This window comes from Streptomyces sp. NPDC059852 (genome assembly GCF_042731455.1).
GTDB lineage: Bacteria > Actinomycetota > Actinomycetes > Streptomycetales > Streptomycetaceae > Streptomyces.
Window position 1 is genome coordinate 24,968 of record NZ_JBHWJK010000028.1, and the last position, 12,511, is coordinate 37,478.

A 12,511-nucleotide genomic window follows, 5' to 3' on the forward strand; every position below is an offset into this window, starting at 1 on the left:
GGGGCGCGGGTCGCGGACAATGGGGGCATGGCAGGGCACGGTGAGAAGGCACGGCACTGGCGGTACGCCGAGCTGCCCGACGTCGACCTGCTGCGCGCCCACTACATCCGCAAGGCGTTCGTGCGGCACACCCACGAGCACTTCGTGATCGCCGCGATCGCCCACGGCGTCGAGGTCTTCCAGCACCGGGGCGCCGACCAGTACGCCGGGGCGGGGGCGCTCGCGCTGGTCAACCCGGACACGCCCCACACCGGGCGGGCCGGTGTCCCCGAGGGCTGGCGGTACGGGGCGGTCTACCCCTCCCCGCAGGTCGTCGCGGAGATCGCCGCCGAGACGACGTCGATCAAGGGGACGCCCGGGTTCGTACGGCCCGTGCTGGACGATCCGTACGCCGTGTCCCTGGTGCACCAGGTGCTGCGGGCCGCCGACGAGGGCAACGCGCTGGCCGCCGACACCCTGCTGCGGGTCGCCGTGACCCGGCTGCTGCGGCTGAACGGCGGCGCGCTGCCGCAGCGCGAGGTGCGGTCGGCCGGCGCCCGCGTCGCGGCACGCGCGCGTGAGGTGCTCGAACGGCGCATGGCCGAGCCGCCCAGCCTGGAGAGGCTCGCCGGCGACCTGGGCGCCAGCCCCTTCGCCCTGCTACGGGCGTTCCGGGACACCTACGGGATGCCTCCGCACACCTGGCTGACCGACGCGCGCGTGCGGCGCGCCCGCCGGATGCTGGACGCCGGCGTCTCACCCGCCGATGCCGCGCTCGCCGTGGGCTTCACCGACCAGCCCCACCTCAACCGGCACTTCAGCCGCATCGTCGGCGTGCCGCCCGGCGCCTACCAGCGCGAGCGCAAGAACGTACAAGACGCCTGGCGGGAGCCGTCCTAGCGTGGCGGACGTGTCAGAACGGAAAGCCCTCGCAGCACCCAGCACAGATGCGCAGACGGACCCCGTACGGGACGGGGACCCGGACCGCGCCCCCGAGACGGACCCCGACGACGGCCGGGGCAAGCCCGACGCCGCCGTGGTGCGCGACGCCCTCGGGGTGGGCGTCGCCGTCGGGCTGTCCGGCTTCGCCTTCGGAGTGACGTCCGCCGGCAGCGGACTCACGCTCGCGCAGACCTGCGCGCTCAGCCTGCTGGTCTTCACGGGCGCCTCCCAGTTCGCGCTCGTCGGGGCGCTCGCCGCGGGCGGCAGCCCGTTGACCGCGGCGGCCGGCGCCTTCTTCCTCGGCGTGCGCAACGCGTTCTACGGGCTGCGTCTGTCGCAGGTGCTGCGCCTCACGCGCGCGATACGGCCGTTCGCCGCCCAGTGGGTGATCGACGAGACGACCGCCGTCACGCTGGCACAGCCGACCCGGCGCAGCGCCCGGATCGGGTTCCTGGTGACCGGGCTGAGCCTGTACGTGCTGTGGAACCTGACGACCCTGCTGGGCGCCCTGGGCGCCGAGGCCATCGGGGACACCGACGCCTGGGGTCTCGACGCGGCGGGGCCCGCGGTCTTCCTCGCCCTGCTCGCGCCGATGCTCACGTCAACGACCGAGCGCGCCGTGGCCGGGCTGGCCGTGGTGCTGGGCCTCGGACTGCTGCCCGTCCTGCCCGCCGGTGTGCCGGTCCTCGTGGCGGCGCTGGCGGCGCCGGTGGTGCTGTGGGCGCGGGGCCGCCGGGGCGACGTACCGGAGGAGGGACGATGAACGTCTGGATCGCGATCGCCGTCACCGCCCTCGGCTGCTACGCGGTGAAGCTCGTCGGGCTCCTCGTGCCCGCGGGCGCCCTGGAGCGGCCCGTGGTGCGGCGCCTCGCCGCCCTGCTGCCGGTCGCCCTCCTGGCCGCGCTCACCGCCCAGCAGACGTTCGCCGACGGACGGGAACTCGTCCTGGACGCGCGCGTGGGCGGGCTCGCCGCGGCCGCCGTCATGCTGATCCTGCGGGCGCCCTTCCTGCTCGTCGTCGCGGCGGCCGTCCTCGTCACGGCGGGGGTACGGGCCATCGGTGGCTGACCGGGACTGCGGTCCGCGGGCCGCAGGGCGCCGGTCAGCCGATGTGGCGGCCGTACGCCCTGAGGGTGCGCAGCGCCTCGATCGTCGCCAGAGGGCGGGTCTCCAAGGCGGTACCGGGCGCCCACGCGTGGCGGCGGGTCGGCCAGCCGCCGTCCTCCCGCTGGTCGCCGGCGAGCCGGTCGAGGGAGTGGTCCATCTCCTCGTCCGTGAACCACGCGCGCGCGAGGGAGTCCGGACGCGGCGCGTACTCGTGCGGGAAGTGGGACGCGCCCTCCGCGAGCGGGGAACCGCCGGCGCCGCCGCCCGGCCCCCGTGTCACCAGGCTCTGCCTGCGCACCAGCCGGCCCAGCCGGTCGGCGGCCGCCTCCGCGCGCAGGCGGTCGGGAGCCGCGTCCAGGAAGGCCACCGCCGCCTCCACCTCGTACGGATGCGGCTTCTCCAGCGACTCGACGACCTGCCAGCAGGAGTCCGTGGCCCGGAACAGCCAAGCGTGCCAGACCTCGTTGCGATGCAGCAGGCCGACCACCGGCCCCGTGGCGAGGAGTGAGCTGGGCGCCGGCTCCAGGACCGGCAGGGACGGCGCCGCCGGATAGCCCCGCAGGCTGGGATGCACGGCCGGCAGAGCGCCGTCCGGGGCCGAGACCGAGGTGAGATAGCGGCAGACGCGGTCCACCCGCTGTCCGCCGCACCGCCCGATCGCGTCCAGTACCCAAAGCGCGCGGGAGGCGTGCAGCGGCTGGCTGACCGGGCCCCGCAGATCCGGGTCCAGACCGTGGCCGTACCCGCCGTCGTCGTTGCGGTAGGCGTCCAGCGCGGTCTCCACCGGGTCGGCGGAGCCGTTCAGGAAGTGGTACGCGAAGAGGCGCTGTTCCAGCACGCGCGCGGTCAGCCAGACGAACTGCTCGGCGTGGAACAGCGGGGAGCGCGCCGGGGGAGGCGCCTGGCTGAGAGGGGAGGCTCCTGGTTCGGGCATGCGACAGACCGTAGGGCGCAAAGCGGTCCCGGCAAGGGGTACCGGCCCAGGCCCACTCTCAGGGGCGGGATACCCGACGCACGCGGTTGACGGTCGCGACGGGTGCCTGCCCGCGGACCGCGGCCCCTCGCTCGGACCCACGGTTCACCCGGCTCTCGATCACGCGCGCGCACGGGCCGTAGGATCGGGTGCCCTTGGGGGTGGTTATGGGCAGGCAGCGCCCTGGTTCGCCGACACTGGAAGAGGTCGCGGCCCTGGCCGGTGTCGGGCGGGGAACCGTCTCGCGGGTCATCAACAACGCGGCGGGCGTGAAGGATTCGACGCGCAGGACCGTCGAGCGGGCCATCGCCGAACTGGGCTACGTCCCCAACCTGGCGGCCCGCTCCCTGGCCGGGCGGCGTGCGGACGCCGTGACGCTGGCCATGACCGAGCGGGACTGGCGGCTGTTCGGGGAACCCTTCTTCGCGGAGATCGTCCAGTCGGTCGGCGACGCCCTCGCCGATGCCTCGGTCCAGTTACTGCTCACCTTGGTCCGCACCCACGCCGAGCGGCGGCGCCTGGTGGAGTACGCGCGCGGCGGACGGGTGGACGGGGTCCTGCTGATGTCCGTGCGGAGCGAGGACCGGTTGCCGGACATGCTCGCCGAGGCCGGACTGCCCACGGTGCTGCTCGGGCGCCGCTCGGGCGACGAGAACGTCACCTACGTGGACGCGGACAACGTGGGCGGTGCCCGTGACGCGGTGAGGTATCTGGTGCGTGGCGGGCGCTCCAGGATCGCCGCGATCACCGGCCCGCTCGACATGTACGTCACCCAGTGCCGGCTGCGCGGCTACCGGGAGGCCCTGGCCGACGCGGGTCTGGAGCCGCTGCCCTCGCTGGTCGTGGAGGGCGACTTCACCGAGAGCAGCGGGCGCCGGGCTACGGCCGAACTCCTGGAGCGGCACCCGGACGTCGACGCCGTGTTCGCCGCCTCGGACACCATGGCCGCCGGAGCGCTGGGCGTGCTGCGGGCCGCCGGACGCCGGGTGCCCGAGGACGTCGCGGTGATCGGCTACGACGACTTCCCGCTCGCCCAGCACACCGACCCGCCGCTGACGACGGTCCGCCAGCCGATGGAGGAGATCGGGCGGACCATGGTGCGGCTGTTGCTGGAGGAGATGGAGCAGCCCGAGGTGGCGTGGCGGCATGTCATCCTCCGCACCCGGTTGGTGGTGCGCGGCTCCGCCTGAGCGCCGTCCGCGTACGCAACATTTCGGGAGCGCTCCCAAAGTCTCGGACGGCCTCCGAGGCACCCTCGGGCTGACGTGCGGCTTCGAAAATCCGTCGCCCCAGTCGTTGCGCACGGGGTTGTCAGGGACATGTGAGGCCCCTACAGTCCGGACTCGACTGGTGAGTGGGAGCGCTCCCATCCCATCGGAAGTGGGAGCGCTCCCGAATCACCCGTCCGGATCCTTCCGTGAGGCGCGACCTGTCCGGATCTCCTTCCGAGAGGCACCCGCATGCGACCGTCACCCCACAGCTCTCGCACCGCGCGCGGCCTGCTGGCCGCCCTGCTCACCGCTCTCGCCGCCGTCGCGGCGCTCCTCGTGGCGACACAGCCGGCCCAGGCCGACACCGTGATCTGCGAGGAGTTCGGATCGACCGTCATCCAGGGGCGCTACGTCGTCCAGAACAACCGCTGGGGCACCAGCGCCACCCAGTGCGTCACCGCGACCGACACCGGCTTCCGGGTGAGCCAGGCGGACGGCTCGGTCCCGACCAACGGCGCGCCGAAGTCGTACCCGTCGGTCTTCAACGGCTGCCACTACACCAACTGTTCGCCGGGGACCGCCCTCCCGGCGCAGGTCAGCGCCATCTCCAGCGCGCCCAGCAGCATCTCGTACGGCTATGTGTCGAACGCCGTCTACAACGCCTCGTACGACATCTGGCTGGACCCGACCCCCCGCACCGACGGCGTCAACCGGACCGAGATCATGATCTGGTTCAACCGCGTCGGGTCGATCCAGCCGATCGGCTCCCCGGTCGGCACCGCCTCCGTGGGCGGGCGCTCCTGGGAGGTGTGGACCGGGAGCAACGGCTCCAACGACGTGATCTCCTTCGTCGCCCCATCGGCGATCAGCGCCTGGAGCTTCGACGTCATGGACTTCGTCGACCAGGCCGTCGCCCGGGGCATGGCGCAGAGCAACTGGTACCTGACCAGTGTGCAGGCCGGGTTCGAGCCCTGGCAGAACGGCGCCGGACTGGCCGTGAACTCCTTCTCCTCCAGCGTCGACCTCGGCGGCGGCGGTGACCCGGGCGGCCCCGGCGAGCCCGCCACGGCCTGCCAGGTGACCTACGCGACCAACGTCTGGCAGGGCGGCTTCACCGCGGACGTCACCGTCAAGAACACCGGTTCCGCCGCCGTGGACGACTGGCGGCTCGGCTTCACCCTGCCCTCCGGGCAGCGCGTCACCAACTCCTGGAACGCCGACCTGTCCGGTTCCACGGGCGCCGTGACGGCGAGCCCCGCTGCGCACAACGCGCGGATCGCCGCCGGCGGCAGCCAGACCTTCGGCTTCCAGGGCACTTACAGCGGCACGTTCACCAAGCCCAGCGCGTTCCGCCTGAACGGCACCGCCTGCACCAGCGCGTGACCGGCGCCGGTGCGCCGCACCGGTCTTCGCCGGGGCCTGCCCCCGCCTTCCCGCACCCACGGGGCAGGCCCCCTCCACCGCCCCTCCGGCCCGCACCCGGAAAGGCCGCCCTTCCATGAGCCCGAGCCCGTTACGCGGCCCCTCGGCCGTCGCAGTGCTGTGCGCCGCCGCCCGCGCGCCGACCGGTGAGGTCCCGACGGCCGCCGCCGCCCTTCCCGCGCTCCGGGCAGCGCATCCCCGCGCCCCGCGGCCCGCGACGGCGTCCCGCCGGGCGCCACCACCTCGTCCGGCGTCACCGCGAGCGGGACCCGGGGGCACCCCCGCTCCGCAGTGCACCGGGTCCTGACGCACGACCGGCACACCCGCACCCGCACCCACCACCGAGGAGGGCACGATGACCGATCCGACCAGAGCCGACCGTACCTCGTTACCGCGCACGCGCCGACGAGGGTCGGCAGCCCTGGCCACCGCCCTGGCCACCCTGATGCTCGGGGTGGCGGGCCAGTTCGCGGGACAGCCCGCGGCAGCGGCGGAAGCCCATGTCGACAACCCCTTCGCGGGGGCGACCTTCTACGTCAACCCCGACTACGCCGAGCTCGTGGACACGTCCATCGCGCAGACCTCCGACGCCACGCTCAAGGCGAAGATGGAGAAGGTCAAGAGCTATCCGACCGCCGTCTGGATGGACCGGATCGCGGCCGTCCACGGCGGTGAGGACAACGCGGGACGCAAGAGCCTGGCCGACCACCTCGACCTGGCGCTCGCCCAGAAGAAGCCCGGACAGCCGATCACCGCCACCTTCGTGGTGTACGACCTGCCGGGACGGGACTGCGCCGCGCTCGCCTCCAGCGGCGAACTCCCGCTCACCCAGGCGGGTCTGGACCGCTACAAGAGCGAGTACATCGACGTCATCGCGAACGTCATGAAGAACCCCAAGTACCAGGACATCCGCATCACCACGGTCATCGAGCCCGACAGCCTGCCCAACCTGGTCACCAACACCTCCGACCCCGAGTGCGCCCAGGCCAAGAGCAGCGGCCTGTACGTCAAGGGCGTCCAGTACGCCCTGGACAAGCTGCACGCGATCCCGAACGTGTACACGTACCTGGACTACGCCCACTCCGGCTGGCTCGGTTGGGACAACAACCTCAGTCAGACGGTGCAGCAGTACACCGAGGTGGCCAGGGGCACCGCGGCCGGACTGAGCAGCGTCGACGGGCTGATCACGAACGTCGCCAACTACACGCCCCTGGAGGAGCCGTTCCTGACCGACCCCGACAAGACGGTCGGCGGCAACCCGGTCAAGTCGGGCAAGTTCTACGAGTGGAACCCGAATTTCGACGAGGTGGACTTCACGAGGAACGTGCACCGTGCGCTGGTCTCGGCGGGCTGGCCCGCCTCCACCGGCCTGGTGATCGACACCTCCCGCAACGGCTGGGGCGGCGCCGCCCGGCCCACCGCGGTGAGCACCAGCACCAGCCTCGACACCTACGTCAGCGAGTCCAAGGCCGACCGCCGCGCCCACCGCGGACTGTGGTGCAACACGAGCGGAGCCGGACTCGGACAGCCGCCGCAGGCCGCGCCCTCCGGACACCCCGACTCGTACCTCGACGCCTTCCTGTGGATCAAGCCGCCGGGGGAGTCCGACGGGGCCAGCAAGGACATCCCCAATGAGGAGGGCAAGCACGCGGACCCGATGTGCGACCCCGACTACACCGCCTCCAACGCCGGCAACAACAAGACCGGGGCGCTGCCCGACGCACCGCTGGCCGGCCACTGGTTCCACAACCAGTTCCTGATGCTGGTGCGCAACGCCTACCCCGCCGTGCCGACCGGCGGCACCGACCCGGGTGACACCACCGCCCCGACCGCCCCGGCCGGGCTGCGGGCCACCGCCAAGACCGCGAGCAGCGTCTCCCTGGCCTGGACCGCGGCCACCGACGACGTGGGCGTGACCGGGTACGACGTGTACCGCGACGGCACCCGGGTCGGCTCGACGGCCACCGGCACCACGTACACGGACACCGGGCTGAGCGCCGCCACGGCCTACAGCTACACCGTGCGGGCCCGTGACGCGGCCGGGAACGTCTCCGCCGCCTCCGCCGCGCTGAGCGTCACCACCGAGTCGGGCGGCGGTCCCGACCCGGCCGGCGGGCTGAAGGTCGCGTACAAGAACAACGACTCCTCGGCCACCGACAACGCCATCCGCCCCGGCCTGCGGATCACCAACACCGGCAGCGCCGCTCTCGACCTGACCCAGGTGACCGCCCGCTACTACTTCACCCGGGACGGCGGCTCGGCCACGGTCAACGCCTGGTGCGACTACGCCGCGGTCGGCTGCTCCAGCCTCAGGCTCAGGGTCGTCCCGCTGAGCTCGCCGGTCGCGGGCGCGGACGCCTACCTGGAGGTCGGCTTCTCGTCCGGCTCCCTCGCCGCGGGCCGCGACACCGGTGACCTCCAGCTCCGGATGGCCAAGTCCGACTGGTCCGCGTTCGACGAGACCGACGACCACAGCCGTGGCACCGCCACGGCCTACACCGACGCCCCGGCGATCCCCGGCTACCTCGGCAGTGCCCTGGCCTGGGGCGCCCCTCCCGCCTGATCCGCGTACCCCCCGACTCCCCTGCCCGCCCGGAGTGAGCGACCGCGTCCCCGGGCGGGCGGGGGCCCCACAGCGGACAGCCACGGAACGACAGGAGGCACCATGGTTCGAAGCAGAAACCGGCTCCTCTCCTGGGCGGCGGTGCTCGCCACCCTGCTGAGCGGACTCGGCCTGGCCCTGCTCGGGCAGGGCAGCGCGCAGGCCCACGGAGTGGCGATGATGCCCGGATCGCGGACCTATCTCTGCTATCTGGACGCCAAGACCGGCAGCGGCGCCCTGGACCCGACGAACGCGGCGTGCAAGGCGGCGCTGGCGGAGAGCGGATCGACGGCGCTCTACAACTGGTTCGCCGTGCTCGACTCCAACGCGGGCGGGCGCGGCGCGGGTTATGTGCCGGACGGCAAGCTGTGCAGCGCCGGTGACCGCTCCCCGTACAACTTCACCGGCTACAACGCCGCCCGCTCCGACTGGCCCCGCACGCATCTGACCTCCGGGAAGAGCATGCAGGTCCGGTACAGCAACTGGGCGGCGCACCCGGGCGACTTCCGGGTCTATCTGTCCAAGCCCGGCTACTCGCCCAGCACCGCGCTGGGCTGGGACGACCTGGAGCTCATCCAGACCGTCACCAACCCCGCCCAGTCGGGCTCGCCGGGCAGTGAGTCCGGTCACTACTACTGGAACCTGAACCTGCCCGCGGGCCGTTCGGGTGACGCGGTGCTGTTCATCCAGTGGGTGCGCTCGGACAGCCAGGAGAACTTCTTCTCCTGCTCCGACATCGTCTTCGACGGCGGCAACGGCGAGGTGACGGGCATCCGCGGCTCGGGCGGGACGCCGACCCCGACGCCCACGCCGACTCCCACCCCGACCGACCCGCACACCGGCTGCATGGCCGTCTACTCCGTGACGAACTCCTGGAACGGTGGCTTCCAGGGCTCCGTCGAGGTGATGAACCACAACACGGCCGCGCTCACCGGCTGGGCCGTGCGCTGGCAACCGGGCACCGGAACCCGGCTGAACAGTGTGTGGAACGGCACGCTGAGCACCGGAACCGACGGCACGGTCACGGTCAGGAACGCCGACCACAACCGGAGCATCCCGCCGGACGGCAGCGTCACCTTCGGCTTCACCGCCACCTCCACCGGCAACGACCTGCCCGTCGGCTCGATCGGCTGCGTCAGCCCGTAACGGGCCCCTTCACGGCGCCGGCTCCCGTCCCCGGGGGCCGGCGCACCCGTTCACCGGCGGCCTCACCTGCGGCGCGGTGCCGGTGGGGTCCAGGCTCTACTGTGCGTACGTGCGGGGGCGTGGAGCATGGGAAACTTGCAGACCATGGCGGGTATGGAGTGAAAACGCATGCGGTTGACGGTCTTCTGGCAACGGATGGCGGAGCACTTCGGTGCGGGGTACGCCGAGACGTTCGCGCGTGACCATGTGATGACGGAACTCGGGGAACGCACCGTGAACGAGGCGCTGGGGGCCGGCTGGGACGCCAAGGACGTCTGGCGGGTGGTCTGCGAGGTCATGGACGTCCCGGCGGAGAAGCGCTGACCTGTCACAGAGATCGCGGGCCCGGGTCCGATTGTCACCGCCGTGGGCGAGACTTGCTCCGTGGCACGCACTGACGAGACCGGGCAGCTCACCCGGCAGGACCCCCCGTCCGGCACGACCCCGCCCGCACCGCCCCCGGGCGAGGCCGGTGGCGGGACGGACGCGCGCATGCCGCGCTGGCTGCCGCGCGCCCTGGTGCTGACGCTGGCCCTCGTCGGTGTGTTCCAGCTCGGCAGCTGGGCCTTCCACCAGCTCACCGGGCTGCTGATCAACATCCTCATCGCGTTCTTCCTGGCGCTCGCCATCGAGCCCGCGGTGAGCTGGATGGCCTCGCGCGGTATGCGCAGGGGACTGGCCACCGCCTTCGTCTTCCTCGCCGTGATGATCGTCTCCGCCGGGTTCGTGACCCTGCTGGGGTCGATGCTCGCCGGGCAGATCATCAAGATCGTCGAGGACTTCCCGCAGTACCTCGACTCCGTCATCAACTGGATCAACACCCACTTCAACACCGATCTGCGGCGGGTGGACGTCCAGGAGGGGCTGCTGCGCTCCGACTGGCTGCGCAACTACGTGCAGAACAGCGCGAGCGGTGTCCTGGACGTCTCCGCCCAGGTGCTCGGCGGCCTGTTCCAGCTGCTGACGATCACGCTGTTCTCGTTCTACTTCGCCGCGGACGGCCCGCGCCTGCGGCGGGCCCTGTGCTCCGTGCTGCCGCCGGCCCGGCAGGCCGAGGTGCTGCGTGCCTGGGAGATCGCCGTCAACAAGACCGGCGGTTATCTGTACTCGCGCGGTCTGATGGCGCTGATCTCGGGCATAGCCCACTACGTCCTGCTGGCCGGACTGGACGTGCCGTACGCGCCCGTGCTCGCCGTGTGGGTGGGGCTGGTCTCGCAGTTCATCCCCACCATCGGCACCTATCTCGCCGGTGCCCTGCCCATGCTGATCGCGTTCACCGTCGACCCCTGGTACGCGCTCTGGGTGCTGATCTTCGTCGTGGTCTACCAGCAGTTCGAGAACTACGTCCTGCAGCCCAAGCTGACCTCCAAGACCGTCGACATCCACCCCGCCGTCGCCTTCGGCTCGGTGATCGCGGGCACCGCCCTGCTCGGTGCGGTGGGCGCCCTGATCGCCATTCCGGCGGTCGCCACGCTCCAGGCGTTCCTGGGCGCCTATGTGAAGCGGTACGACGTCACGGACGACCCGCGGGTCCACGGGCACCGGGACCGGGGCGCCGGGCGCGGGCTCGTCGCGCGGCTGCGCGAGGCGTGGGGCCGGCAGACCGGGGGCTCGGCTGGACGGTCCGGGTCGGGCTCGGGAGAGGGGTCGGGCCCGGGGGCCGAGGACGGGCCGGGACCGGACGCGGACCCGGGGGACTCGGGGGACCAGGAGAACCCCGGGGGACCGGGGCCGGGGGCTTCCTGAGGGCCTGCCCGGGGAGGGGCGTGGCGCGCTTGACACGAAAATCGAACATCCATTCTTATGGAGGCTCCGGCAGGCCACTCGGTGGGCGTTTCGCCATGGTTCGGTGGGAGATGTCCCCGAGTTATCCACAGGCTGGACGGGCGTCGGGGCGCGTTGTCAGTGGCAGGCGTTAGCGTCTTTGACGTGAAGCGATCGACTCAAGCAAACCGGGTGGAACCCATGGCAGGAACCGACCGCGAGAAGGCCCTGGATGCCGCTCTCGCACAGATTGAACGGCAATTCGGCAAGGGCGCGGTCATGCGCATGGGCGAGCGGTCGATGGAGCCGATCGAGGTCATCTCGACCGGATCGACCGCCCTCGACGTCGCCCTCGGCGTCGGCGGCCTGCCGCGCGGCCGTGTGGTGGAGATCTACGGACCGGAGTCCTCCGGTAAGACGACCCTGACCCTGCACGCCGTGGCCAACGCGCAGAAGGCCGGCGGCCAGGTCGCCTTCGTGGACGCGGAGCACGCGCTCGACCCCGAGTACGCGAAGAAGCTCGGCGTCGACATCGACAACCTGATCCTGTCCCAGCCGGACAACGGCGAGCAGGCACTCGAGATCGTGGACATGCTGGTCCGCTCCGGCGCCCTCGACCTCATCGTCATCGACTCCGTCGCCGCGCTCGTCCCGCGCGCGGAGATCGAGGGCGAGATGGGCGACAGCCACGTCGGTCTCCAGGCCCGTCTGATGAGCCAGGCCCTGCGGAAGATCACCAGCGCGCTCAACCAGTCCAAGACCACGGCGATCTTCATCAACCAGCTCCGCGAGAAGATCGGCGTGATGTTCGGCTCCCCGGAGACCACGACCGGTGGCCGGGCGCTGAAGTTCTACGCCTCGGTGCGCATCGACATCCGCCGCATCGAGACCCTGAAGGACGGCACGGAGGCGGTCGGCAACCGCACCCGTTGCAAGGTCGTCAAGAACAAGGTGGCGCCGCCCTTCAAGCAGGCCGAGTTCGACATCCTCTACGGCCAGGGCATCTCCCGCGAGGGCGGCCTGATCGACATGGGCGTGGAGCACGGCTTCGTCCGCAAGGCCGGCGCCTGGTACACGTACGAGGGCGACCAGCTCGGCCAGGGCAAGGAGAACGCCCGCAACTTCCTGAAGGACAACCCCGACCTCGCCAACGAGATCGAGAAGAAGATCAAGGAGAAGCTGGGCGTCGGCGTACGTCCGGAGGAGCCCGCGACCGAGCCGGGCGCGGACGCCGCTGCCGCCACCTCGGACGACGCCGCGAAGTCGGTGCCCGCGCCGGCGGCCAAGGCAGCCAAGACCAAGGCCGCGGCTGCCAAGAGCTGATCC

11 protein-coding genes are annotated in these 12,511 nt (G+C 71.9%); 10 read left to right on the forward strand and 1 reads right to left on the reverse strand.

From position 1 onward, the window contains the following. The first annotated feature begins 27 nt into the window (after positions 1 to 27). The 3 genes from ACFV46_RS28155 (at position 28) to ACFV46_RS28165 (ending at position 1,989) form a co-directional block, all read left to right on the forward strand. On the forward strand, positions 28 to 879 hold the full coding sequence (locus ACFV46_RS28155; protein WP_385500300.1) for an AraC family transcriptional regulator: 852 nt from the start codon (positions 28 to 30) through the stop codon (positions 877 to 879). Positions 880 to 1,015: 136 nt separating this feature from the next. Then, positions 1,016 to 1,684: an AzlC family ABC transporter permease gene (locus tag ACFV46_RS28160; protein ID WP_361927736.1), complete on the forward strand. Its 669-nt coding sequence runs from the start codon at positions 1,016 to 1,018 to the stop codon at positions 1,682 to 1,684. Further along, positions 1,681 to 1,989: an AzlD domain-containing protein gene (locus tag ACFV46_RS28165; RefSeq protein ID WP_376730074.1), complete on the forward strand. Its 309-nt coding sequence runs from the start codon at positions 1,681 to 1,683 to the stop codon at positions 1,987 to 1,989. The genes ACFV46_RS28160 and ACFV46_RS28165 overlap by 4 nt, the downstream gene beginning before the upstream one ends. 34 nt (positions 1,990 to 2,023) lie before the next feature. Here the strand turns inward: ACFV46_RS28165 and ACFV46_RS28170 are convergent, their stop codons facing one another. Beyond that, positions 2,024 to 2,962 (reverse strand): hypothetical protein, encoded by a 939-nt coding sequence (locus ACFV46_RS28170; protein WP_385500302.1) that lies wholly within the window; start codon positions 2,960 to 2,962, stop codon positions 2,024 to 2,026. Between the two features lie 206 nt (positions 2,963 to 3,168). Between ACFV46_RS28170 and ACFV46_RS28175 the strand changes: the two genes are divergently transcribed. The 7 genes from ACFV46_RS28175 (at position 3,169) to recA (ending at position 12,508) form a co-directional block, all read left to right on the forward strand. Beyond that, positions 3,169 to 4,191 (forward strand): LacI family DNA-binding transcriptional regulator, encoded by a 1,023-nt coding sequence (locus tag ACFV46_RS28175; RefSeq protein ID WP_385500304.1) that lies wholly within the window; start codon positions 3,169 to 3,171, stop codon positions 4,189 to 4,191. A gap of 270 nt (positions 4,192 to 4,461) precedes the next feature. Continuing rightward, entirely contained in the window at positions 4,462 to 5,595 is a 1,134-nt protein-coding gene (locus ACFV46_RS28180; protein ID WP_385500306.1) for a cellulose binding domain-containing protein, read from the forward strand. 394 nt (positions 5,596 to 5,989) lie between these two features. Then, positions 5,990 to 8,197: a glycoside hydrolase family 6 protein gene (locus tag ACFV46_RS28185; RefSeq protein ID WP_385500307.1), complete on the forward strand. Its 2,208-nt coding sequence runs from the start codon at positions 5,990 to 5,992 to the stop codon at positions 8,195 to 8,197. 102 nt (positions 8,198 to 8,299) lie between these two features. Beyond that, positions 8,300 to 9,382, forward strand: a complete 1,083-nt coding sequence (locus tag ACFV46_RS28190; protein WP_385500309.1) for a lytic polysaccharide monooxygenase — start codon at positions 8,300 to 8,302, stop codon at positions 9,380 to 9,382. A 168-nt stretch (positions 9,383 to 9,550) separates the two neighbouring features. After that, on the forward strand, positions 9,551 to 9,745 hold the full coding sequence (locus ACFV46_RS28195; RefSeq protein ID WP_385500310.1) for a DUF3046 domain-containing protein: 195 nt from the start codon (positions 9,551 to 9,553) through the stop codon (positions 9,743 to 9,745). 60 nt (positions 9,746 to 9,805) lie between these two features. Further along, positions 9,806 to 11,167, forward strand: a complete 1,362-nt coding sequence (locus ACFV46_RS28200) for an AI-2E family transporter (protein ID WP_385500312.1) — start codon at positions 9,806 to 9,808, stop codon at positions 11,165 to 11,167. Positions 11,168 to 11,386: 219 nt separating this feature from the next. Beyond that, a complete protein-coding gene (gene recA / locus ACFV46_RS28205) occupies positions 11,387 to 12,508 on the forward strand; it encodes a recombinase RecA (protein ID WP_361927374.1) in 1,122 nt (373 codons plus the stop codon). Positions 12,509 to 12,511: the final 3 nt, after the last annotated feature.

What these genes read in the sequence shown, in the direction of transcription:
- ACFV46_RS28155 (WP_385500300.1), top strand. Translation starts at nt 28, where the DNA reads ATGGCAGGGCACGGTGAGAAGGCACGGCACTGGCGGTACGCCGAGCTG.
- ACFV46_RS28165 (WP_376730074.1), top strand. Translation starts at nt 1,681, where the DNA reads ATGAACGTCTGGATCGCGATCGCCGTCACCGCCCTCGGCTGCTACGCG.
- ACFV46_RS28170 (WP_385500302.1), bottom strand. Translation starts at nt 2,962, where the DNA reads ATGCCCGAACCAGGAGCCTCCCCTCTCAGCCAGGCGCCTCCCCCGGCG.
- ACFV46_RS28175 (WP_385500304.1), top strand. Translation starts at nt 3,169, where the DNA reads ATGGGCAGGCAGCGCCCTGGTTCGCCGACACTGGAAGAGGTCGCGGCC.
- ACFV46_RS28180 (WP_385500306.1), top strand. Translation starts at nt 4,462, where the DNA reads ATGCGACCGTCACCCCACAGCTCTCGCACCGCGCGCGGCCTGCTGGCC.
- ACFV46_RS28185 (WP_385500307.1), top strand. Translation starts at nt 5,990, where the DNA reads ATGACCGATCCGACCAGAGCCGACCGTACCTCGTTACCGCGCACGCGC.
- ACFV46_RS28190 (WP_385500309.1), top strand. Translation starts at nt 8,300, where the DNA reads ATGGTTCGAAGCAGAAACCGGCTCCTCTCCTGGGCGGCGGTGCTCGCC.
- ACFV46_RS28195 (WP_385500310.1), top strand. Translation starts at nt 9,551, where the DNA reads ATGCGGTTGACGGTCTTCTGGCAACGGATGGCGGAGCACTTCGGTGCG.
- recA (WP_361927374.1), top strand. Translation starts at nt 11,387, where the DNA reads ATGGCAGGAACCGACCGCGAGAAGGCCCTGGATGCCGCTCTCGCACAG.